Raw genomic sequence first — 22,825 nt, 5'->3', positions numbered from 1 at the left:
CGTCATAGCCCGCTCCATTCGCCACATTCGGCCTTTTGGAGCAGCCATTCGATGTCGAAAAGGCTCGGCAGGCCCAGATCAGTTGCGACAAACAAAGCCTCATGCCAGTCCGACCCGGTGTTCTCAGCCCTCGCATCGGCAGGTTTCATGAGCTCACTCCCTTTGGAATTTCGAGTATTTGGCTTGCCCCAGACTCGGTGGTTGGCTTCTCCGCGAGAAGTTGACAAAAATACTCACTTAAGTCAATCCGACAAATTGAGTCAGATTTAGGTCCGCGGCACTTTTGGCAACTTGCCGCCAGTCATGCGAAATGACGCATCGGTCAATCTGGCCGTAACCTGTTGAAAAACGCCTGCTGGAGTGAGGCATGAACTGCGAATTGAATTTCCCGGTGACGTCGGGAAATGGGCGAGTCCGGGACCGACGCAAGAGACACAGGTTGTTTTGCGCGCTTTCGGCCGACTTTGCGCTCAATGCTCTGACAGTGCCCCAAAACACGGCATAAAATTCAAGTCGCGCCCTGATGAAACTCAGGGTTTAGCGGAGAATGGCAAATCAATGGAAAACGTCGCACCCGGCCTGTCATTTGTGCTTTCGGCGCGTATCCGACCTTTATGTGCCGCAATAATCCGGTGGCAATAAGCAAGCCCTACGCCAGTGCCTTTGCCGATATCCTTTGTTGTAAAAAGCGGGTCAAATATGCGGTTTATGATTTCCGGGCTAATGCCCGGCCCGTTGTCGGTTATGGTCAGGTGCAGCTGGTTGGCGCTCTGATCACATCTGATTGTGATCTGGTCGCCGGTTTCAGAGTCGCGAATGGCGTGGATGGCGTTTGTCAGCAAATTGATGATGACCTGAACAAGTTGCACTTCGTCCGCATCAATAAGCTGGAAATTTTCAGGGTGCTCCGATGAAATCCGGATGTTGGCGGCTTCGGCCTCAGCCGAGACCGCGTCAATGGCGCCAGAAATCAATTTGGCAGGATCTACTGCGCGTAAATCAAGCGGTTCCTGACGCGCCAGCGACAGAAAAGACCGGACAATGCGTACACAACGATGCGCAGCTTGCGAGAGCTTGCTGATACGCCGTTCGAAACCGGAGTTTTCCAGCTCTTCCTGCAAAATGTCTGCATTCCCAACAATTATGGACAAAGGATTGTTCAGTTCATGTGCGATACCGGCGAGCAGCTCTCCCAGGGCAGATAGTTTTTCTGATTGAAATAGCTGCTCTTTCTGACGGTCCAATTCAGCCTGAACAGACAATTCAGCCGTCAGATCCTCGATATTTGCAACAATCACGTCCTCGCCGCGATAGTCGATCAGCCGTGCTGAAATGACGGCCGGAAATTCCTGTCCGTCCGGACGCAGGCAAGTAAGGCGCATATTGTCGACCGCGGCATCCGGCAATAGAAGTGTGACGAAATCGGCGCGCTCCTCGGCATGGGCGAAGTGGGCAAAGCTGCTTTTGGCAGAGCCCAGCAATTCGGTTGCCGCAGGCGAGCGATAGATGATCTGACCATCGGCAACACGGGCCATGGTCAGACTTGCCGGGCAGGCCTCAAGAACTTTTCTCAGAAGGGTTTCGGCCTCGCGCGCGGCGTCAATTTCATGTGTCTCATCGACATGCAGAGATTGTGTAAGAACAAACCCACCACCCGCGACCTGGCCCAATTTTATAGAATAAACCTGTCCTCTCCCGGATGGCATCTGAACAGCATCCGCAAAGGTGGGATCAATCTCGAAGCCGGCCTCCATTTCGTCGAGGCGCTGGCTGACGGTGGGGGGCATGATGCCACGGTTCACGGCCTCACGCAGAAAAATGCTCCAGGGGACTCCGGGTTTCAGAACATCTGAAAGCGCGGGGTAAAAGGCCAGAAAGCTGGCATTGGCAAGTGTTAGCTGCGCGTCTGCATCGAAAATGGCGACCCCTTGATCCAGAAACCCGACCACGTCATGCAGGGTTTTGGCATCAGCACGCGGCTCAGACCTGTCCGGCGGCGCGGGCATCGCTCTCTAGCCTGTTGGCCCGGCGGCAGGCAGATCTTCGATCATGACCTGACCGTCGCCACCGACCACCGGGGTAATCTGAAATCTGTCAGCGATCTGTGCCGCAAAGCCTGTGTCCGAGACCACGGACATCGGACTTGCCGCCGCGCGGTTGGAAAGGGCTTTGGTGACGGTTGGACCAAAGACATCGTAAATATAATTCTGACTACCGACGACAGACCCGATGACCGACCCGGCGGCAGTTCCGATGCGCGCGATCCATTTGATCGGGTGGGACATGTTGCGTCGGTCGAGATACCGCAGGAAACGCACGGCAGAGTTTGCAATAGCAATTGCATGCGCGTCATTCGGATCGGGAACGCCCGAGACGGTAACATAGCTGTCCCCGTTTGTCCGGATGCGCTGACAGCCGAATTGCGCACCTATCCTATCGAAAGCGCTGTAGATATCGTTAAGTTCGCTGACGACGACGCCCGGTTCATTTTCGCTCAGCAGGTCGTCAAACCCCACAAAATCCAATGCCAGAACAGAAACCGGGTTGAACAGGCGCGGCGAGACGACGCCAAAGGTTTTGTATTCTTCATAAGCCGCGCGCGGCATCATGTTGAGAAGCAGTTTCTCGACCTGTTCCTTCTCGCGTTTGATCTCGTGCGTATTTCGCTCAACCATCATCGAATAGGAATCAATCATCGATTCCAGTTCCTTGATGCGCGTGATGTTCTGACAGACCAGAACGGCAATATTGCGGCCCGCGTCGTCGGCGCGGTTGAATTCCATCGCAACCGTCATCTTACGGCGACGCAGTTTGAACGAAATCTCGGTTGCCATGTGGCCGCCGTTGCGCATTTCCGCAAGCAGTTCGTTACTATCGAGATCGGGGAAAAGATCCGTCAGTTTGGCCGCAGGATCGTTTTCGCCAAACCATTCGTTGAACGTGTCATTCCGAAATTGCAACGTTAGCGCATTCAGGTCGATCAGGGCCACGCCGACGCCGATGGCGCGCAAAAGCTGCTCATTGATGGCTTCAATCGACATTGGGTTTCTCAACCAGCAGCACTCGGCGGTGTTCAAATCCCTCTAAAACGATTTCAATATCCGCAGGCGCAACATCGAAGTCCGCCAGTGTCTCTGCCACAATCTCTTTCAGGCGGTCAAAATGGTGATGTTCGATGTTCATATTACGGTGTGCCCGTTCAATGCGGTCATCCGAAAACGTGGCGGGGCCCCCCATCAGCGCCGAGATGAATTGGGTTTGATGATCAATCAGCTTTGGCAGGTCCACATCGTCAAAGAACGGACCGACATCATCATCTTCAAGCATTCGATCATAGAACGTCAGGACGATTTTACTGATCTTTGAAAAACCACCATATTTTTCAAACAGAGTTTTTTCCATGAGTGCCCCCAAGTGCCTCGGGCGTGCAGCCATTCCCTTCTGCATACGCGGCCAGAGACTTGAAATGTAAGCTGCATTGCCTGCTACCGTCAATCTTCGCAAGAAAAGCTGCAACTTCACGGTATCTCGTCTCCGCCTTTCAAAGGAGCGATAATTTCGCCCGAGCCACCGAGAACGTTGACCATGATCAATGAAAGTTAACCAATCAGATCATAGCGTGATCAAAGCCGATACTGCGAAAGTACGATTGCTCACGCGCCAATGGGTCTGGCTTGCGCTGTTTTTTGGCACCGAGATAGGTCATTTGCGCCATGGCGATGCTGTTACTGTTCTTGAAACGGGCCATTGGGGGTCTCCTTTTCTAGCTTCATGTTTCGGCTCTTGGTGTGAATGTCCGGCGGACCGGGCGCCGCGTATCGGCGGTGGCTCAGTTCTACGGGCCAGGTGTTTCAGCCATTGGTCAGCCGGGGCGGTAAAATGTTTCAACTGTTTCGACAGCTTTTCTGCCGTGTATCGGTGACACTGATGTCAGATCGGGTTGCGAAACCCCCGCCGGTATCACCCGGCGAGGCCGCCCTTGCGGCGGGGTGAGGGATGACAGCCCCAATGATGTGTTTCAGCCGCAAATCTCTTTCCAGAGGCTTTTCATTTTGCGTGCCAGCAACTGAATGTCCTGCGGGCCAGTGTCGAAACTGACGATCGACACCCGGAGCATTTTGCGACCCCGCCAGACCGTGGTGCGGAAAAAGTGCTGGCCATCCGCATTCAGCGCCTCCGCCATGGCGTGAGTCATCTGATCGGAATCCTGGGCACCCCGGCCGCGATCGAAGGACAGGACAAGCTGATTCAGCACCACGTCGTTGTGAATGACAATGCCCTGCGTGCCTTCCAACTTGTACGCCAGAAGGCTGGCGCAGTTGCAGTGGTTGCCCACCATGTCGCTGATACCGTCGCGGCCCAATGCCCTGAGTGTCGCCCATACTGTAAACCCGCGCGCGCGACGCGACAGTTCCGGGTTGAAGTGCGTTGCGTTGCGCCCATCCTCCGGCGCTTCGGACAGATAACTGGCCGAGATATCCATGGCGCGACGGTGCGCGTCCTTGTTTTTGACAATCGCAAAGCCGGAATCAAACGGAATCTGCATCCATTTATGCCCATCGGTCGACCAACTGTCTGCACGTTCGATGCCGGTGGTCATGGCGCGGGTTGAGGGATTGGCCCGGGCCCAGAGACCAAAGGCGGCATCAATATGAAGCCAGGCATCGTGCTCTGCGGCCAGATCCGCCAGGGCGTTGAAATCATCAAAAGCCCCCGAGTTGATGTGCCCTGCCGTTGCGACAACGATCTTGGGACCGCGAATAAGCGCCATCCTGTCCGCCAGCACACGCATCACAAGCCGCCCCTGATCATCGGTCGGAATAGGTTCGATATTACGGGTGCCAAAGCCCAGATAACGCAACGCCGCGAGGTTCGAGACATGGGTGTCGTCCGAGATGAAAACGGTGATGCGCGGGGCGCCCTGCAAACCGTCCTGCCCGAAATCATGACCTGTTCGCCTCAGGACCTCATCGCGCGCAGCCGCAAGGCCGATAAAGCCTGCCATGGTCGCCCCGGTCGTGATGCCGACCGAAGCCTCGCGGGGCAGGTCAAGGATGTCGAGCACCCAACCACAGGCGATTTCCTCGGCGGTGGCGGCGGCGGGGGAGCATTGGTAGATCCCGGCATTTTGCCCCCAGATCGACGTGAGCCAGTCAGCGGCAACGCCCGTGGTGTGCGAACTGCCCATGACCCAGGCAAAGAAGCCCGGCTGCGTGTTGCCGACAAGGCCCGGTTCGGCCGCCTGAATGAGATCGGCAATCACCTGTTCGCCGGGCTGGCCTTTGGCGGGAAGGTCGCCGCCAAAAGCCTTGCGCAAGTCATCAAGAGGGGCTGTCGGGTGCAGGTGTTTCTTGCTGTCGCGATAGCCCGTGGCATAGGCCGAAGCCATTGTCAGGGGGTCGGAAACCGCGGGAAATGCATGTGCGTGTTTCATCTTGGGTGAACCCATTTCGGAAGGAATGAATATGCGTTGACGTTCGACATCTGGCCACAGGGCAGCCCGAGGATTGCAAGCCGGTCCTGAAGGCTGCCATCGTTAAAGGCGTCAAAGGTTTCGGTGGCGCCGCCGATATGTTCACCATCCACAAAGATCTGCGGGATAGTCGATGACCCGGTGATCTGGCGCAGGGCTGCGCGCATCTCAGTGCCTTTGTTGTCCTTTTGCCAGGCCGGACCATCCAGTTCGATGCAATCGTATGCGATACCGGCTGCGGCCAGCATCTTGCGCACGGACCAGCAGAATTCACACCATTCCAGGGCAAATACGACCACGGGTTTATCGGCGCTGATTTGTCTGACCGCCTCAATCGCTTCGGGCCGCACCGCCTGTGCCGCATCGGCTGGCGCAGCAGAGGTCGGCATATCAAACCGGGCCCCTTGCGTGGACTGCGACAGCGCCATTTCTTCGGCGGTCATTTCCTCGGGGACGTCCTCGAACAATGGGGTTGAAAGGTAACGCTCGCCAGTGTCGGGCAGCATCGCCAGTATTTTTGTTCCTTTCGGGGCGGTTTTGGCGATCTCCAGTGCGGCCGCAAAGGTGGCGCCGCCGGTGATGCCACAAAAAATGCCTTCCTTGCGGGCCAAAGCCTTGGCCATAGCCATCGCATCGGCACCGGCCACAGGCTGCATCCGATCTATCAAGCCGCCTTCAAGGGCCTGATTGGCCAGGTCCGAGATGAAATCCGGTGACCACCCCTGCATCGGATGTGGGCGGAACTCGGGGTGACTGGCAGCAGCGCTGCCATCGGCGTTGAAAGACTGCACAATGCCGCTTCCCATGAGCTGCGCATTGTCGGGTTCGGCCGAGACGATCTGGGTTCCGGGGCTTTGGGCCTTGAGAACACGCGCCACGCCGGTAAGCGTGCCGCCAGTGCCGAAACCAGTGACCCAGTAATCAAGCCCGTCCAGGCCAAAATCACGCAGGATTTCCTGTGCTGTGGTGGCGCTGTGAATGTCGGCGTTGGCGGGGTTTTCAAACTGACACGGCATGAACCAGCCGTGTTTTTCGGCAAGTTCGCGCGCCTTAGCAACCATACCGCTGCCTTTTTCGGCGGCGGGTGTGAGCACCACCTTGGCCCCCATGAAACGCAACAGCCTGCGCCGCTCGATGCTGAAACTTTCAGCCATGGTCACAACCAGAGGATAGCCCTTTTGCGCGCACACCATGGCAAGGCCGATGCCGGTATTGCCGCTGGTGGCCTCGACGATGGTCTGACCGGGTTTCAGGCTGCCGTCGCGTTCGGCGGCTTCAATTACACCAAGTGCAAGACGGTCCTTGACCGAGCCCATGGGATTGAAGGCCTCGAGTTTGACAAAGATATCCACACCTTCCGGCGTGAGATTGTTGATTTTCACGATGGGGGTATTGCCGATCGTTTCCAATATGGACTGTTTGATTTGGGTCATGATGATATCCAGGATTTGGGTGTGTTCAGTGAGCGGCCTGATGGGGTTTTGCAGGAAGACTTGCGCAATCCCTGGGCCGGTATCGTGTGTGACCGGCCCGAAAACCGATCCTGCTGCCGGGCAATGCGTGTCCCTGTTTCATTTCCCCTGTCCTTTCGGCCTGAGCGGATTGCCCGCTGTTTTCAGTCACATCTTTCTGCCCGCCCAACGTTGCATTCTGTTGTCGCAAATCGGGGTTTTGTGTTTCAGTCGTGAAACATCGCGCCTGTCGGGCATGACCGGAGAAAAGCGCGCCCTGGCAGTCGGGTAGATGATGAACTTCACGTTTCCCCCTGCCCGCGCTGTTACAATTGAAACAATTGGGCCGCAGACTGAAAAGCGTTTGAAACATGGATCGGATAAGGAGCGGGGATGGCAGATAAAGATGAAAATCCGTTCAGTGGCAGTCCGGACGAGACGGATTTGATCTGGGACGCGATGGAGGCGCTTCCAGAAGGAATTGCCATATTTGGCACCGACCGCCGGCTGATCACCTGCAATCAACGATGTATGGATATGTTTCCGAAGGTCAGCGACCTGATTGTACCGGGGGTGTTATGGCGCGACCTCCTGATGGCCGGGGCCGAGCGCGGCCAGTTTGCCGAAGCCGCAGCCGACCCTGAAGACTGGATTGAACACCGCCTGAATGACGAATTTCCACTCAACCGGACATTGGAAATTGAACTGGCCAGCGGCACAATCTGTCAGCTCCAGTTCAGCGTGACAAAGCGTGGCGGTTTTGTCGTTGTATGCACTGACATTACCGAACGGAAACACACCGAGGCGATGGTGCGCGAACAGGAAAACCTTCTGCGCACGGTTCTGGAAACAAGCCCTATGGCCGTCGTCATGGCGCGGTTGCAGGACGCCCGAATTTTGTACCGCTCTCCCGCAGCCGTCAGATTTTTCGGTGAAACCGAGAACGCCTTGCAGCATTACGTAAATCCGAAAGACCGTGAAGACTATGTTGAAACGTTGTCGCGTGACGGAAGGGTTGACGATTATCGTATCATGCTGCGGGACGCGCACGGCAAACACTGTACGACCACGTCCTGGGGTCGGCTGGTGGATTTTGAGGGCGATACCTATGTGGTAACCGCGATCATGGATCTGACCGAGCAACAAGAGCGTGAAGCAATGATCCGTCAGGTTCTTGAGGCTTGTCCGACACCCATCCAGATGACCAAGGCCGATACGGGCGAAGTATTGTTCAGCAGCCCCGAAACGGTTGCCTTGTTCGGACGTGTTGACTGCGCCAAACACTTCTATGCCACACCGGGCAAACGCGAGGAATATCTGGAGCAGTTGCGGCGCGATGGATCGGTTACCGAATACAAAGGGCAATATCTGAACGCCGACAACAAACCGTTCTGGGCCGCGGTTTCGGCCAGGCTGATCCGCTATAACGGCGAGGAGGTGATCGTCTCTCACACACGCGACCTTACCGAACAGTTGCGCATCGAAGCAGAGCTGGCCCGGCAAAGGGATCACCTGTACCAAAATGAGAAACTGTCGGCGATGGGGGAATTATTGGCCGGCGTTGCGCACGAGTTGAACAATCCGCTGTCGGTGGTCGTCGGGCATTCGCTGATGCTGCGTGAAGACTGCAAAGACCCTGATCTGCTCCGGCAGGTCGAAAAGATCAGCAATGCAGCCGAGCGTTGTGCGAGGATCGTGAAAACCTTTCTGACAATGGCACGGCAACAGCCAGCCAGAATGCAAAAGGTTGATATAAATGAAATTGTCGATACGGCTGTTGACGTGGTGCGTTATGGCGACGCGAGTGATGTGAACATCACCTGTCAGCTGGGGGCGGAGGTGACAAGAATCTGCGCTGACGCTGACCAGATCACACAGGTGGTCATCAATCTTATCCTGAATGCAGAACAGGCGATGCGCGCCACCGGAGCCGGACAGAATATCACCGTCTCGACCCAACAATCCAAAACCGACTCTGGCGTTGAAATAGTGGTCGAAGATGATGGCCCCGGCATCCCGCCGAATATCCGCCACCGCGTGTTCGAGCCGTTTTTCACCACCAAAGAAGTAGGAGACGGCACAGGGATCGGTTTGGTGCTGTGTCACAGGATCATACAGGCCCATGAGGGCCGGATTTCGGTAGCCCCCGGAAGGCATGGCGGCTCGGTCTTCAGGATCTTCCTGCCCCAAGATCGGGAAATCCCGGACGCGCCCCAAGACAGCCAGGCGTCAGATCCTGTCAGCAATCCGCTCCGCATCCTGATACTGGATGACGAAGAGGATGTGGCTGACCTCAATGCCGAGATCCTGACCCGTGGCGGGTATCAGGTGGATGTCTTCAACCACGCCGAAGAGGCGCTGGAGAGCATGCGGCACCATACCTATGGCCTGATCCTGAGCGATCTGAATATGCCCGAAACCGATGGCCGCGGGTTTTTTGAGACGATCAAGCAGAAATTTCCCGATATGATCAGCAAGACAGGATTTGTTACCGGCGATTCGATGGGCCGGGCCTCGCAGTCTTTTTTGGGAGAAGCGAACCGGCCATGTATCGAAAAACCCGTTTCGCCTAAAGAGTTGCGCGCGTTTGTGGCCGACATCCTGACAAAGGCACAACAGGTGACTGAATGACCAGCCCCAAGACAGTATTGATATGTGATGACGAAAGTGACCTTCGCGAAATGCTGGCGGAATACCTTTCGAAACGCGGGTTCGCCACTGTTACTGCGGGCAATAGCGATGAGCTGAGGGCTGAACTGGAAAAGGCGCCGGTTGACATAATTCTGCTGGATATCAACATGCCCGGCGAGGATGGGCTGACGACACTCAGAGTGCTCAGGGGCGACAATCAGGTGCCTGTGGTCATGCTAACTGCGGCAGGCGAGGTGATCGACAGGATCGTCGGGCTTGAAATGGGGGCCGATGACTATCTGGCCAAGCCGGTGGACCTTCGAGAGCTCGAGGCACGTATTAAGGCCGTTTTGCGGCGCAAGTCCCAACCCGAGGACAAGTCCAGGCCCAAAGATGCGCCTGCGACCGCTCGTTTCGGAGAGTTCACGCTTGACTTGACGGCAGTCAAGCTTCGCACGGCCGATGGTGACGAGGTGCCTTTGACGGCGATGGAGTTCAACTTGCTCAGCCTTTTTGCCCGTAACCGGGGTCGGGTCCTGAACCGCGATCAGATTCTTGAACAAGCACATGACCGGTCCTGGGATCCTTTTGACCGCAGCATCGACATTCGTATTTCGCGTCTGCGCCGCAAGATCGAACCTAACCCGCAAAAGCCGCAGATTATCAAAACGGTGCGCGGGATAGGCTATATTTACGATCCGGACTGACCCCCGTTGTTCTCAGTAACATCCGGGACACTCAGGGCGCGGCACGTGAAGGAATGCCGCGACGGGCACCAAGACCCGCGCACAGGTCGGGCGCATTTTTCAGCCATTGCCCAGCAACCGCCCAATGCTTTGCAAACGACCGGAAAGTGTACCCTTCCCTTCGACCCATGCAGATCGCCAACAGGATCAATGCGCTACCAGGGATGAATGCAGGCCCCGGATTTTCCCCCAACAGCACCATGGCAAAAATGATGCCTGCCAGCGGCGAGAACGACGTGGCCAGGGACATATCATCCGAACGCGCATATTTCAGTGCAACGAACCAGGTCAGCTGGCCAGCGATCAGAATGAGAACGGCATAGATCCAGATCCATTTCAGCAGGACAGGCGAAAAGAGATCCTGAAACTGCTGAGGGCCCTGAAGCGCAGAAATCAGCAGAAAATAGATCAACGTTCCGATCGTCGTGCGGTAGATCGAAAAAATGCCCATTGGGACACATCGCAGCGCCTTGCGGGCGACAATGGCCGAGGCAATGTAAGACAGCGTTCCGCCAACAGCCGCGATTTCACCGATGCCAAAGGCGCCGTGGCTGTCGGGGTCGCGCAAGCTGATCATCAGTGTTGCACCGCCGAGCGCAATGATCCCGGCCAGAAAGACACGCGGATTAATGTGTTCCTTCAGGAAAAATCCGGCAGCAAGCAGGAATAACGGCGGCTCAATCCGGCTGATCAGGATGACGCTGGTCACACTGGAATATTCCAGAGCGTAGAAAAACAATCCGGGTGTCAGTGCCGACGACAGAAAGGCCGACATGGTTAGAAGCCACCAGTCACGACCGCTCAACCGACGCAGGTTGGCAACGGTCCAGTCTTTGCGGAATAAAACGATCATCGGGGCGATTGAGATCAGTGAACCGAGGAACAACAGGTTTGTGAATGTGATCGCATTGCGCCCGTCGGCCACCGGGCTATTGGATCCGATATCGACAAGCAATGTGGCGATAGAATTCGACGAGGCGTAAATAAGCACGCCCACCCAGGCAAATCCCATTCCGATCCTCGCGGGCGAGATGGCGATGAAAGAATTCTCGAATTTGGTCCGCATGACGGTGCTCCGGTTTCCTTGAAAGAGGAAAACCTAAGCGTGCGATGTTTCGGACGAATGTCTGTGGGTAGCGGCACGTGTTTCATTCGTTTCGCATCAGTTTCAAATAGGCGTTATGCGCTCGACCCTCGCTTCCCGCAGGGCAAAGCCAGCTTTGAAATCGCAAGCATTCAGACAGGATTGTGCACTGCGGCGCGCTCTGACGAGTCTGTTTCACAAATGAAACACAAAGCCACGAGATGCGAAATCATACTGAAACACCCCACATCCAAAACACAGTTGCCGAGGATGAGAATGGTCCTCACGCATAACAGCACACAACAAAACGAATACCCGAAACAGGCCTGATGGCCACAGATGAAAAGGCAAAGAACATGAACGTACAGACTGAAATCAAAACTGCCGATAACGGCGTAAATGTAGATGCTCTGCTGGGGGCTCGCGCTGCGTTGACCGACGCTCCTGCTGCCGCACAGTTCACATGGCGCGCAGAATGCGACTGGAAGGGGGGCGTGCACAGCCGCTCAACCGTCAAAGGCTTCTTTGGCTTGGGCGAAGAGCAGGCGCATAACGGCGAGTTTACCATTGACGCTGACCACCCGCCACAATTTGCAGCATCCGACAAAGGCGCCACGCCGGTTGAAATCCTGCTGTCCGCTTTGGCCAGTTGCCTGACCGCCGGTGTCGCTTCTGTGGCCCAGAACCGTGGCATTCAACTCCACTCGGTCAGAGCGAAAGTTGAAGGCGACATGGATATCGCCGGCATCCTTGGAATCGACGCCGACGTGCGTAACGGGTTCAGCGCCATCCGCGTATCCTTTGAGATCGACGCCGACGCCCCCCAGGACGAGATCGCTGCCGTGGTTGCACAATCGCAGAAACGCTCGGCGATGTTCGACATCATCACCAACCCCACCAACGTCCACGTCAGTGTGAACTGACGCAGGGCCAACCCTGAAAGGAGCCAATCACATGGCACATATCATCACACGCACAGCGCCCGCAGAATCGGTATCGTTCTTCACAAAGGCCCGCAGGTTCATGAAAGCTTATGCAAAGCACCGCAGGGACCAACTCACCTACCGTCGCATGCTAAAAATGAGCAATCGCGATCTCTCTGACATCGGGTTGACCCGTGACGACGTGAGAGAGGCCATGATGCATACGTTCTCCAGACCGGGCGCGCATTAAGCGCCCTGCGGTGGCGGTTTCCTCCCGCCGTCACCGCAAATCCTCCCAAAGAATTTCGCATCCGGGCCCGGTGCCCGGTGCCCCGCCAAAAGGATCAGAGACATGAAACGCACAACCACAGCCATCATTGGCGCCGGACAGTCAGGGCTGGCGATGAGCCATGAGTTGACTTTAGCCGGGGTGGACCACGTGATCTTGGAGCGTGGTCAAATCGCTAACAGCTGGCGCAAGGAACGCTGGGATAGCCTGCGTTTGTTGACCCCGAACTGGATGAACGGCCTGCACGGCCACGACTATAAAGGCACTGATCATGACGGTTACATGCATGTCGCGGAACTGATCAATGCCTTTGATGCAAGCGCCGCCAAATCGGGGGCGCCGGTCCGGGCCGAAACCACAGTTCTGTCGGTCGACGGAACGCCGGGGGCGTACAGAGTGCAGACCGATCAAGGAGCACTGTCCTGTAACAGCGTGGTGATGGCCAATGGGGCCTGTGCGACGCCGAAAATACCGGCTTTCGCATCTCAGCTGCCCGATCAGGTTCAAAGCTTCACACCTCAGACCTACAAACGCCCCGCACAGTTGCCAGATGGCAAAGTCCTGGTTGTCGGAGCGTCCGCCTCGGGAATGCAACTGGCCCGCGAAATTCAGCAATCCGGACGGCAGGTTGTTCTTGCCGTCGGCACCCACTCGCGTTTCCCGCGCAATTATCGGGATGCGGATATTACCATGTGGCTGGAAATCATCGGTGCCACGACCATCCCTTACACGGAGGTTGACGATATCGAGCGCGTGAGACGCACTCCGTCGCTAACGCTTGTCGCGGACGAAACGATTGATTTGAACAGCCTGCAAGATCTGGGCGTTGAGATTACCGGACGTTTGGTGGCTATCAATGACGGACGTGCCTTGTTCTCGGGCTCACTGGCCAACCATTGTGCGGCGGCCGATCTGAAGATGAACCGCCTTCTGGAATCGATCGACGATTGGGTGGACGCGGCCGATCTGACAAATCTGGTCGCCCCGGTTCAGCGCTATGTACCGACACGGGTGCCAACTGCACCTCGATTGAGCATGGATTTGGCCGCAGAAGGGTTTGGGGCTGTGCTCTGGGCCACCGGCTATCGCCCCGATTTCAACTGGCTGGAACTGCCGGTCTTCGACCGCAAGGGCAATTTGAAACATGACGGTGGTGTCGTGGCCGAAGGTCTTTACGCCATGGGGCTGCCTTACTTGCGTCAACGCAAATCGACCTTCATCGACGGGGCATGTGACGACGCCCGCGCCCTTGCCGCCCACCTGACAGCCGGTCTGGCCCGGTCAATTGCCGCATAAACCCGAGTGGCGACGTGAGAAGGCCGAGATGCATGACAGGCGGTCTAAGCATGCGCTGATGCGAGCAGGCCTGACCAGGTTTGCAGCTCGTGTCGCCGCCGGTGAATCCGATGCCGGCCAAGGGGAAAGCGAAGCCTGGGCCCGCTCTCAAACCGACCCGGAAACGATCCGCATCAGGGAAGCCATGGCATCGGCTCAGACAGATCGAAGGATCACTGACCCGCCGAAACGACCCGAATCCGGTGGGCCGGGGGCACCGTCCGAATTCGGACGTTCGGACGGACACGGCGACGTTGAACGGTAAATCTATTGGATTTCAGGTGTTAGTGGTGCCCCCACACGGACTCGAACCGCGGACCTACTGATTACAAATCAGTTGCTCTACCAGCTGAGCTATAGGGGCACGGGCGTCTGATTACGCATTAACGCGTGCCACTTCAAGCCAAATTCGCCTCCGGGATTGCGCTTTGTGCAAAACAGTCGGCAGCGGTCTGGGCGATTGCGGTTTAACTCGCGGGAAAACCTCGTATATATTGGCAAAACTTTCATAAGAACCGGGATACCAATGCAGGTCGTCATTCACGCTGGGGCCCATAATACGGATGATGACAGGCTGGTGAATTGCCTGTCGGACAACCGCGAAATTCTGGCCAATTACGGCACCAACGTGCCCGACCCCATGAACTATCGCCGCCTGATCCGCGACATCCTGCACAAGGCCGAGGGCGATGGGTTAAGCGATGACGCCCGCGACATCCTGGTCGACGCAATCAGCCATGATGGCGCGGTCGATCGGTTGATCCTGTCCAATCCCGGCTTTTTCGGCACCCCCAAAATGGCCGTGGGCGGCGGACTTTTTTATGCGGCGGCGGAATTGCGGCTTGATCTGTTTCGCAAGATGTTTCCCGATGACGAGATCGAGCTTTTCGTGGCGCTCCGCAATCCGGCCACTTTCCTGCCGGCGCTGCTTGAAAAGACCCCGTTCACGGTGATGGACGACCTTTTGCGCGGATCAGATCCGACCCATATGCGCTGGTCGGAGATGGTGGCGCGCATCCGCAACAGTCATCCTGACATCCCGGTCACGCTCTGGTGCAACGAAGATACGCCACTGATTTGGTCACAGGTTGTGCGCGAGGTCGCCAATATTGATCCGACGGTCGAATTCACCGGCGAATTCAGCCTGTTGATCGACATCATGACCCCTCCCGGCCAACAGCGTTTCAAGACCTATATGGAAAGCCACCCCGGAATGACCGAGGTGCAGAAACGACGCGTGATTGCCGCTTTCCTCGACAAGTTTGCCGATGAGGATGCGATCGAGGAAGAACTTGACCTGCCCGGCTGGACGGCCGAGCTGATCGATGAGCTGACAGAGATTTATGACGATGACGTCTATGAGATCGAGCGGATCCAGGGCGTGCAGATGATCACGCCCTAGGCCGGCGACCTCAAGCGATCACGTCATTCCGAGTGCTTCTTTGTACATCTCAAGGACCGCCTCTTCTTCGGCGATATCGTCCTTGTCGCGCTTGCGAAGAGAGATCACCTTGCGCAGCACCTTGGTGTCATAACCACGCGATTTAGCTTCAGCCATCACCTCTTTTTGCTGCTCTGCAATGTCCTTTTTCTCGGCATCCAGCCGCTCGAAGCGCTCGATGAACTGGCGCAACTCGTCTGCGGTTACGCGATAGGTCGAGTCGGAATTCATGTCGTTCATGGGCTGTCTCCGGTGAAATGGGCCTTCTGACTATCGCCGCACGCGCGCCTCTGCAAGATGCTTCTGCCACTGCGCGCGACTTGCACAGCCGCGAAACTTGGACTAGGCGCAACACATCGACGACGCAGCATGAAGGAGCATGCGATGGAAATTCTGATCTGGCTCGGAGCCGCGGTTTCACTGGCGGGCATGGTGGGGCTGATCTGGTGCATCGTGACCGTTTGGAAGGCCCGCAAGGCCAAGCTGAGCGAAGATGCGCTGCGTCAGGCGGTGCAAAAGGTGGTGCCGGTCAACGCGGCGGCCCTGTTCCTGTCGGTCATCGGGCTGATGATGGTCGTGATCGGTATCCTGCTGGGCTAGGCCGCCCCTGCGCGGCCAAAAAACCCGCGCCCGTTCTTGACCAGGTCGACGATCATCGGATGCGGCGCCCAGATCGGGGCAGATATCCCGGCCAGCGCCTTCATATCCTTCAACACCGCCAAAAGCCCGCGTTGATCAGCCTGCATAAGCGGGCCGCCACTGGCCCGCTCATACCCATATCCGCGCACCATCACCACATCCAGATCCGATGCCCGCTGCACAGCGCCCGCCGCTATCGCACGCGCGGCGGCATTCACCAACGCGGCATGAAGCGCATGACGCGGCGCCACATCGCCAAGAACCTCGGTGATCGCGCGCCCAGCCCCCGCGAGCCCCTTGCTGGGGCGCGGCCCTTCGGGGGGATAGTCGTAAAATCCGCGCCCGACAGAGCGCCCGGTCGCCCCCTTGGCCAGCCGCTCATCCAGTGGCGCGGCCCAGCCCTCGGACAATCCCATCCCGGCGGCAACGGCGCGCAAACGCTGCGCCACAAGCGCCAGCCCTTCACTATCCATCATCAGGAAGGGCCCCGTCCGCAGGCCCATGCGCTGTGCCGCCTGATCCACCCGCAGCGGCGTCAGCCCCGCGCGCACCAGATCAAGCGCGGCCAGATAAACTGCGGCGGTCATGCCATGGCCAAGCCCGGCCCCGGCAGCAGGCTGCGCTGCGCGCACGGTGACCCGCCCCATGTCGGCACACATCCGCGCAAGGCTTGCAACCGCATCCGGCGATGTGCCCTCACCGACAGTAATCTCGGTCAGACGCTGGCTATGGGCCGGGCGGTAGACCCGAAAACCCAAGGCTGCACCGTCCAGTCCCGCGCCGGTATCAAGCCGTGCCAGCACGCCCCCTTCGCAGGGGCCAGGCAGGCTATCCCCGACCGCGCGCGCCTCGCGCGCATCCAGCACAAGATCGGCCCGGCCCGGCGCGATCCCCTGTGTCAGCCGGGCAAGCCGGGCACTACGCCCCGCCTCATCAAGTCGCCCCTTGGCGACCGCATCGTCGTAATTCCGCCTCAGGCGCTGAACCGTAGCGCCATCTTCGACCTCAAGCTCTTTGCCGACATCAAGGTAAAGCATCCCGAGATCGGCCAAAGCGCCCGCCGCGCCGCCGGCAAGAGCGATACGGTTCAGGGGGCGGACCTTGCCCTGAGACAATTCCGGCATGATCGCCGCGCGCCGCTCGGCGGCAAAGATGTGACGTTGCGCGCGCGCCTCAGGGCTTTGCAGGCGATCCTCGAACAAGACCTGTTCGAATTCCAGCCCCTGCTCGAATGGCAAAAGCTGCGCCGCCTCGACGGCGCGCAGGATATCGGCACCGGCCCCACCCTGCCCGCCAAGACGCTTGGCCACCAATTTGAGCGACTGCTGATAGCCGACCGGATCGGACAGCCCTCGCACGCGATCGCGGGTACGCGGGCAGCTGCCCTTGTCGGCAAGCTTTTGCGCAAGGGCAATCGCCGCAGGCTGCGGATCACCAGGCGTGACCTGATCAAACATCGGGCGAAGGCGCGGGTCAGAGGCCAAGACCGGCTGTCCGGAGAGCATGAGTTCAAGCGCGACCTGTGCCCCGACAAGACGCGGCGCACGCTGTGTGACACCGGCGCCCGGGATCATTCCAAGGCTGATTTCCGGCAGGGCCAGTCGCGCATCGGACTGCGCCACCCGAGCATGCGCCGCAAACGCAAGCGCCACGCCTGCCCCCAAAATCGAGCCATGCAGAGCCGCAACAACCGGCTTGGGGCACTCTTCGATTTCGCGGCATAGTTGGTCAACCCAGGGGCTGGCAAGCGGGCCATCATATTCCGTAAGATCAACGCCGGAAGAAAACCCCGGCCCCGCGCCGCAGATTACCACCGCGCGCAGGTCACCGTCATCTGCAACGTCCTGAAGGGCCGCCGATAAATCGGCGCGCACCTGCGGCGCAAGCGCATTGGCCACGGGCCGGTCGATCCGAAGAACCGCCACCCCGTCGCGCCGCTCGATCTGTATTTGCCCGGTCACTTCATCCCCGCCCGTCCGGCCTGATTGATACATCAATTACTACGGGGATTTGACGTATGCGCAAGCACCGGAGGGTGCGAGAAGCCAGATCAGACCGGCATGTTGTCGAATTGCGCCTCAATCGCCTCGCTGAGCAATTCGTGGTGCAGCCGCTTGGCCGCCTCGGGCACAGTCTGCCCTTCGGCATTCAGCCGTTCGATCACGCGACGCACCTGCGGCTCATAGCGATAGCGGGTTTCACCGCCCGCCTTGGCAATTTTCTGTTGCAGGTGCATGAGTTCGGTCTTGGTCGTGGTCATTTTCATCCTCCCAGGAATCAAGAAACAACTATAGCGTGTTTGTTGGTGCAGTGGCATGAATAATTCCCGCTTGTGACGCGGATGTGACAGCGCCCTATGCCCCGCGTGCAGCGCAGGCCCGGCAGAGCGGCGTTTCAGGCAATACATCAAGGCGTTCGGGCGCGATATGCTCGCCGCAGCCGACGCAGATACCATAACTTGCATCGCGAATTCGGGCAAGGGCGGCGCGAATGCGAGCAATCTCGTCCATACCGCTCTGACCCAGATTCTCGAGAACCTCGTCACCTTCGCGCTCGGCCGCCATGTCATCCCAATCCTTTGATTTAGGCATATCGAGTTCGCCCTCGATAGCATGCAGTCGCCTGTCCAGCTCGCCAAGACGAGTCATCAGCGCATCGCGGTATTTCTGGGTATCCATCGTGACGATCCTCCATGTCGCCTAGGATACTAGCGCAGCGGCGGATCTATTTGTTTGACACAAGTCAAGCCGATGCCCGATGTCGGCGTGATGCCGCCGTACCCTAGACATCCTGGGCGACCGACAGCGCATGAGGCATCGGATCGGCGTCGCCGCCATCCCCGCCATGCGAAGCGGCATAGGGATCAAAGTGCACTTCGCCCGCCGCTTCGACGGCCGCGGGCACATCCGCAACCTTGCGCACGGTCATCTTCGGCACGGCCCTGGCTGGCCGAGTGACCTCGGGGGGCGCGATGGTCTCGGGCGCTTCAAGCTCGGGCAAGGGGGCCGCCGCCGACGAAACGAGACACACCGCCCGCCAGCCATTCACCTGGCCAAGGCGCGCCTCGGCCACGAGATGCCCCCTGGAGCCCAGAACCTGTGTCTTGCCAAGGCTTTCGCGCGCAACCGGAACACGCATGCCGGGCTTGAACGCCCAGACATCCTTGAGCGGAAGGCTGACGCGGGCAAGCGCCACATCAAGCACCACCGGCGCATTGACCGCCACATGCTCGATGCCCTGCCGTGGCGGCGTTGCCGCAACCTTTTTGCCATCCGACTTTGCCGCCGGGACCTGCACCGGCAACAAAAGGCTCAACCGTCCGGTCTTGGCCCCCGGCCCCAGATCGGCGGTAATGTGGAACAATTCGTAATCCGGCGCATTGAGCGCCAGCGACAGGCTGCGCGTATCCTCGACCATAACGCCATACTCGAACTTGCGGGGCTGATAGCCCTCAACCCCGCCGGCCATCTGTCCGTCATACCCCTCCAAAAGCGCGTTTATCAGTGGCGCGACCATTGCCGCATCGGTGCGTGTGGCGGGCCGCGCCCGTGCGGCGCCCGCGCGCACGGCACCGGTGGTCTGAACCTCGATCAAACCGGCCAGAAACTGGGGATCAAGCGCAAGTGCACCACGCGCACCATTGTCCCCCTCAAGCAAAAGCAACAGCCCATCTTCGCCAAGGGCCGTTTGCAGATCGCTCAGCGGGATGCGCAGCTGCTCGACCGTGACGACCGTCAGCGCGAGATCAAACAGGGTATCGGCCGAGAGCGCCAGCGCCAGCCGCAGCGCACGTGCAGGCGACATGAGCCGCGAATCAAACCCGCCGCGCGCGGCCTGTGCCTTGCGGTGGATGACTGAGTTTTGATCCTGCGATCCCATAACGCCCGTTGCTGCCCGCCTTTTATGCCGTCACAGGCACACTAATGCGCGCTTGGTTACCAAATCCTTTAGGGGGCCGGGATTATTGCGCAGCCATCCGGCGCAGCAGCGGCAAAGTCACCCGAAAGGCCGCCCCTTTCTGGCCGGGCAGATAGCTGACCGCGCCGCCAAGCCGGGTCATGATTTCGCGACAAATCGCAAGCCCAAGCCCCGCGCCCCCGGCCTTGGTTTCGCCAATACGCGAGAATTTCTCGAAGATCACGCTCTGCTTTTCCGAAGGTATCCCCGATCCGTTATCGGTGAAATCAATCACCAGATTGCCCTCGACCAGATCCGTGCGGATACTCAGAACCGGCGGGTCGCCATCGCAATATTTGCGCGCATTGGCGATCAGGTTGATGAACACCTGCGCCAGCCGGTCCAGATCGGTGGTAAGCTCGATCGCCTCGGCGGCGCGGTCCCGCTCGACACGAAACGCGCCGACCTGCCCCCCTGCCGCCCGTTCGGCGCGATCCAGAAGGTCGCTCAAAAGCCCGGTTTGCGTATTTAGCACCACCTGGCCGTTTTCCAGCACGCTCAGGTCAAGCAGGTCATCCAGAAGCCGGGTCAGACGTACTGCCTCGTCATGGATGATCGAGGAATATTTGCTTTGCTCCTGCGATGTCAGATCCGAGGTATCGCGCAAAATCTCGGAAAACGCCCGGATCGAGGTCATCGGCGTGCGCAATTCGTGGCTGATCTGGCTCAGGAAGCCGTCCTTTTGCACCGAAATCTGGGTCAGCTTTTCATTCACCTGGCGCAACTGGCGCGCGGTGCGGGCAAGTTCCTGTGATTTCGCCTCAAGCTGGCTTGAATATTCCATGATCTGCGCGGTTTCATCCGCCACCGCCATCAGATCCTCGACCGAAACCGCGGCACCACCGACGATCTGGGAAATCATCGCATGGGCGGTCGCCGCCCCGACCGAGCCGGACAATTCCCGCTCAAGTTCCTGAAGGAAATCGGGCGAGGGTTCCGGCAGATAGCCCGCCAGCCCCTGGCGGCGCGCAGCCGTGGCAAACAGCGCCTGCGCCTCGGTGGCGCCCAGGATGCGCTGTGACATGATCAGCAGGTCTTCGCTCTGCGCCATGCCGCCCGACCAGCCGCCAGTGGTCGAGGAGTGATCGAACACATTGACGAATTGCGCCCCCTGAAGCCGTTCGATCGGCTGCGGAAAGCTCAGGAGCGAGCCGAGAATGAAGCCCACCGTGTTCAGCAGGATCGACCACAAGATCGCATGCACCACCGAGTCCATGTCCCGCGCCCCGAAAAGCGCCTGCGGGCGCAGCCAGCTCAGGCCGAAAAGCCCCTGCTCCAGAACCGATTGCGGCATGATCGTCGAGGGGCCGAAACTTGGCAGGAACAGACAGTACTGCCAAAGCACAAAGCCAACCCCAAGCCCGACCAACGCACCGGTGCGCGTCGCCCCGCGCCAGAACAGCCCGCCCATCAGCGCCGGAAGGAACTGGGCCACGCCGACAAAGGAAATCAGCCCGATCGCCGCCAATGCGGCGCCCCCGCCGGTCAGGCGGAAATAAAGATAGCCGAGGAACACCACCCCGGCGATGCTGAGGCGGCGTGCCAAAAGCGCGACCTGGCGCACATCGCCGGAAATCACCGCAGAGGCGCCGGTAAAATGAAGCCAGATCGGCATGACCACATGGTTCGACACCATCGTCGACAGGGCGATCGCCGCCACGATGACCATCGAGGTGGCCGAAGAAAACCCTCCAAGAAACGACAGGATCGCCAGGCCGTCGCGCCCATTCATCAGCGGCAATGTCAGCACGAACAAATCCGGGTTCGCCCCTGCGGGCATCATATCGAGGCCAACCACCGCAATCGGCACGACGAACAGGCTCATCAACATCAGATAGGTCGGAAACGCCCAGGCGGCCGTGCGCAGGTGCTCTTCGTCCTCGTTCTCGACGACCATCACCTGAAACATCCGCGGCAGGCACAGGAACGCCGCCGCCGACAGCATGGTAAGGCCGACCCAGCGGCTTCCCGGCACGTCCCAGCGGGCGATCTCAGAGGCGTCGATGCGTGCCAGCGTCTCGGTGACACCGCCCGCCACGCCCCAGACCACGAAGATCCCCACCGCGAGAAGCGCACAGAGCTTGACAACCGCTTCGACCGCAATCGCCATGACCACGCCGTGATGGCGCTCGTTTGCATCAAGGTTGCGGGTGCCGAACAGGATCGTGAAAAGCGCAAGCCCCATGGCCACCCAAAGCGCGGTGGATTGCATGTCGGGCAGCGCCGCCCCGGCCTGTTCGGTTTCCGAGAAGGCCGCAAAGGACAGGGTCACCGATTGCAGTTGCAGCGCGATATAGGGCGTGGCGCCGATCACCGCGAGAATGGTCACGAAAACCGCCAGCAGGTTCGACTTGCCTTAGCGCGACGAAATCAGGTCGGCAATCGAGGTGATCCGCTGGCTGCGCCCCACCCGCACCATCTTGCGCAGGGTCCACCACCAGCCGATCATCACAAGCGTCGGCCCGAGATAGATCGTCACATATTCAAGGCCGGCGCGCGCGGCAAAGCCGACCGCGCCATAGAATGTCCAGGCGGTGCAATAAATCGACAGCGATAGCGTATAGACATAGGGCGACCGCAGCCATTTGCCGCGCCCGCGCCGGGCGGCGCGATCGGCACCAAAGGCCACGGCAAACAGGAACACCACGTAAAGCAGGCAGACCAGAACAAGCACATTCAGGATCGCCATCGCCTAGCCCTCTGTGCCGCCCGGCGGAACCTGGGTTTCGGTGGCGCGCAGATGCCGCGAGACGATCCCCGAGACCAGCGCCAAAAGCACCCAGAGACCGAATATATAGAACATCACCACCGTGGTGGTGGTGCTGTTCGATGCGTCCTCGCCCTGCCACAACAGCG

At 58.8% G+C, this 22,825-nt stretch carries 20 protein-coding genes, 1 tRNA gene and 2 pseudogenes; 7 read left to right on the top strand and 16 right to left on the bottom strand.

Features of this window, described 5'->3' with window-relative positions:
* Positions 1–2: 2 nt before the first annotated feature.
* From QZ522_RS06880 to cysK, 8 genes and pseudogenes are all read right to left on the bottom strand, one after another.
* A complete protein-coding gene (locus tag QZ522_RS06880) occupies positions 3–149 on the bottom strand; it encodes a hypothetical protein (protein ID WP_294608998.1) in 147 nt (48 codons plus the stop codon).
* A 381-nt stretch (positions 150–530) separates the two neighbouring features.
* On the bottom strand, positions 531–2,006 hold the full coding sequence (locus tag QZ522_RS06875) for an ATP-binding protein (RefSeq protein WP_294608996.1): 1,476 nt from the start codon (positions 2,004–2,006) through the stop codon (positions 531–533).
* 6 nt (positions 2,007–2,012) lie between these two features.
* Complete coding sequence (locus QZ522_RS06870; protein ID WP_294608994.1) at positions 2,013–3,041, bottom strand: adenylate/guanylate cyclase domain-containing protein; 1,029 nt, start codon at positions 3,039–3,041, stop codon at positions 2,013–2,015.
* Positions 3,031–3,402: a group 1 truncated hemoglobin gene (locus QZ522_RS06865; RefSeq protein ID WP_294608993.1), complete on the bottom strand. Its 372-nt coding sequence runs from the start codon at positions 3,400–3,402 to the stop codon at positions 3,031–3,033. Before QZ522_RS06865 ends, QZ522_RS06870 begins: the two co-directional genes overlap by 11 nt.
* A gap of 205 nt (positions 3,403–3,607) precedes the next feature.
* Positions 3,608–3,748 (bottom strand): hypothetical protein, encoded by a 141-nt coding sequence (locus QZ522_RS06860; protein WP_294608991.1) that lies wholly within the window; start codon positions 3,746–3,748, stop codon positions 3,608–3,610.
* A 270-nt stretch (positions 3,749–4,018) separates the two neighbouring features.
* Positions 4,019–5,434, bottom strand: a complete 1,416-nt coding sequence (locus tag QZ522_RS06855; protein WP_294608989.1) for a pyridoxal-dependent decarboxylase — start codon at positions 5,432–5,434, stop codon at positions 4,019–4,021.
* A complete protein-coding gene (locus tag QZ522_RS06850; RefSeq protein ID WP_294609012.1) occupies positions 5,431–5,862 on the bottom strand; it encodes a glutaredoxin domain-containing protein in 432 nt (143 codons plus the stop codon). The genes QZ522_RS06855 and QZ522_RS06850 overlap by 4 nt, the downstream gene beginning before the upstream one ends.
* Positions 5,863–5,880: 18 nt before the next feature.
* Positions 5,881–6,906 (bottom strand): annotated as a pseudogene (gene cysK / locus QZ522_RS06845) (cysteine synthase A); the annotation flags it as partial.
* Positions 6,907–7,317: 411 nt separating this feature from the next.
* Between cysK and QZ522_RS06840 the strand changes: the two are divergent.
* Both QZ522_RS06840 and QZ522_RS06835 read left to right on the top strand, forming a co-directional pair.
* Positions 7,318–9,555 carry an ATP-binding protein gene (locus QZ522_RS06840; RefSeq protein WP_294608987.1) on the top strand — a complete coding sequence of 746 codons (2,238 nt, stop codon included), beginning with the start codon at positions 7,318–7,320 and terminating at the stop codon, positions 9,553–9,555.
* Positions 9,552–10,262 carry a response regulator gene (locus QZ522_RS06835; protein ID WP_294608985.1) on the top strand — a complete coding sequence of 237 codons (711 nt, stop codon included), beginning with the start codon at positions 9,552–9,554 and terminating at the stop codon, positions 10,260–10,262. Before QZ522_RS06840 ends, QZ522_RS06835 begins: the two co-directional genes overlap by 4 nt.
* 31 nt (positions 10,263–10,293) lie before the next feature.
* Here the strand turns inward: QZ522_RS06835 and QZ522_RS06830 are convergent, their stop codons facing one another.
* Positions 10,294–11,367, bottom strand: coding sequence for a DMT family transporter (locus tag QZ522_RS06830; protein WP_294608983.1), 1,074 nt, complete (start codon positions 11,365–11,367; stop codon positions 10,294–10,296).
* Between the two features lie 347 nt (positions 11,368–11,714).
* Between QZ522_RS06830 and QZ522_RS06825 the strand changes: the two genes are divergently transcribed.
* The 3 genes from QZ522_RS06825 to QZ522_RS06815 all read left to right on the top strand — a co-directional run bounded on the left by QZ522_RS06825 (position 11,715) and on the right by QZ522_RS06815 (position 13,893).
* On the top strand, positions 11,715–12,308 hold the full coding sequence (locus tag QZ522_RS06825; protein WP_294608981.1) for an OsmC family protein: 594 nt from the start codon (positions 11,715–11,717) through the stop codon (positions 12,306–12,308).
* A gap of 31 nt (positions 12,309–12,339) precedes the next feature.
* Complete coding sequence (locus QZ522_RS06820; protein WP_294608979.1) at positions 12,340–12,558, top strand: DUF1127 domain-containing protein; 219 nt, start codon at positions 12,340–12,342, stop codon at positions 12,556–12,558.
* Between the two features lie 102 nt (positions 12,559–12,660).
* Positions 12,661–13,893, top strand: a complete 1,233-nt coding sequence (locus tag QZ522_RS06815; RefSeq protein WP_294608977.1) for an NAD(P)-binding domain-containing protein — start codon at positions 12,661–12,663, stop codon at positions 13,891–13,893.
* Between the two features lie 327 nt (positions 13,894–14,220).
* Here the strand turns inward: QZ522_RS06815 and QZ522_RS06810 are convergent.
* Positions 14,221–14,296: transfer RNA gene (locus QZ522_RS06810), tRNA-Thr, on the bottom strand.
* Between the two features lie 162 nt (positions 14,297–14,458).
* Here QZ522_RS06810 and QZ522_RS06805 point away from each other — a divergent pair.
* The gene (locus QZ522_RS06805) at positions 14,459–15,334 is read left to right on the top strand and encodes a hypothetical protein (protein ID WP_294608974.1); all 876 of its coding nucleotides are present in this window, start codon (positions 14,459–14,461) and stop codon (positions 15,332–15,334) included.
* Positions 15,335–15,352: 18 nt separating this feature from the next.
* Here the strand turns inward: QZ522_RS06805 and QZ522_RS06800 are convergent, their stop codons facing one another.
* Positions 15,353–15,613 (bottom strand): DUF2312 domain-containing protein, encoded by a 261-nt coding sequence (locus QZ522_RS06800; protein WP_085825583.1) that lies wholly within the window; start codon positions 15,611–15,613, stop codon positions 15,353–15,355.
* A gap of 144 nt (positions 15,614–15,757) precedes the next feature.
* Between QZ522_RS06800 and QZ522_RS06795 the strand changes: the two genes are divergently transcribed.
* Positions 15,758–15,973 (top strand): hypothetical protein, encoded by a 216-nt coding sequence (locus QZ522_RS06795; RefSeq protein ID WP_294608969.1) that lies wholly within the window; start codon positions 15,758–15,760, stop codon positions 15,971–15,973.
* On the opposite strand, the gene QZ522_RS06790 is transcribed toward QZ522_RS06795, so the two are convergent.
* From QZ522_RS06790 to QZ522_RS06770, 5 genes and pseudogenes are all read right to left on the bottom strand, one after another.
* Complete coding sequence (locus QZ522_RS06790) at positions 15,970–17,973, bottom strand: enoyl-CoA hydratase/isomerase family protein (protein WP_294608966.1); 2,004 nt, start codon at positions 17,971–17,973, stop codon at positions 15,970–15,972. The genes QZ522_RS06795 and QZ522_RS06790 overlap by 4 nt on opposite strands.
* An 89-nt stretch (positions 17,974–18,062) precedes the next feature.
* The gene (locus QZ522_RS06785; protein WP_294608964.1) at positions 18,063–18,272 is read right to left on the bottom strand and encodes a hypothetical protein; all 210 of its coding nucleotides are present in this window, start codon (positions 18,270–18,272) and stop codon (positions 18,063–18,065) included.
* 94 nt (positions 18,273–18,366) lie between these two features.
* Entirely contained in the window at positions 18,367–18,690 is a 324-nt protein-coding gene (locus QZ522_RS06780; RefSeq protein ID WP_294608962.1) for a TraR/DksA C4-type zinc finger protein, read from the bottom strand.
* A gap of 103 nt (positions 18,691–18,793) precedes the next feature.
* On the bottom strand, positions 18,794–19,891 hold the full coding sequence (locus tag QZ522_RS06775; RefSeq protein WP_294608960.1) for a FliM/FliN family flagellar motor switch protein: 1,098 nt from the start codon (positions 19,889–19,891) through the stop codon (positions 18,794–18,796).
* 82 nt (positions 19,892–19,973) lie between these two features.
* Positions 19,974–22,658: pseudogene (locus tag QZ522_RS06770) on the bottom strand (sensor histidine kinase).
* Positions 22,659–22,825 lie beyond the last annotated feature (167 nt).

The sequence above is a fragment of the uncultured Roseovarius sp. genome (assembly GCF_913054395.1).
Taxonomy (GTDB): domain Bacteria; phylum Pseudomonadota; class Alphaproteobacteria; order Rhodobacterales; family Rhodobacteraceae; genus Roseovarius.
The sequence above is the reverse complement of the archived record's forward strand: the minus strand, read 5'-3'. Positions and strand labels throughout refer to the sequence as shown.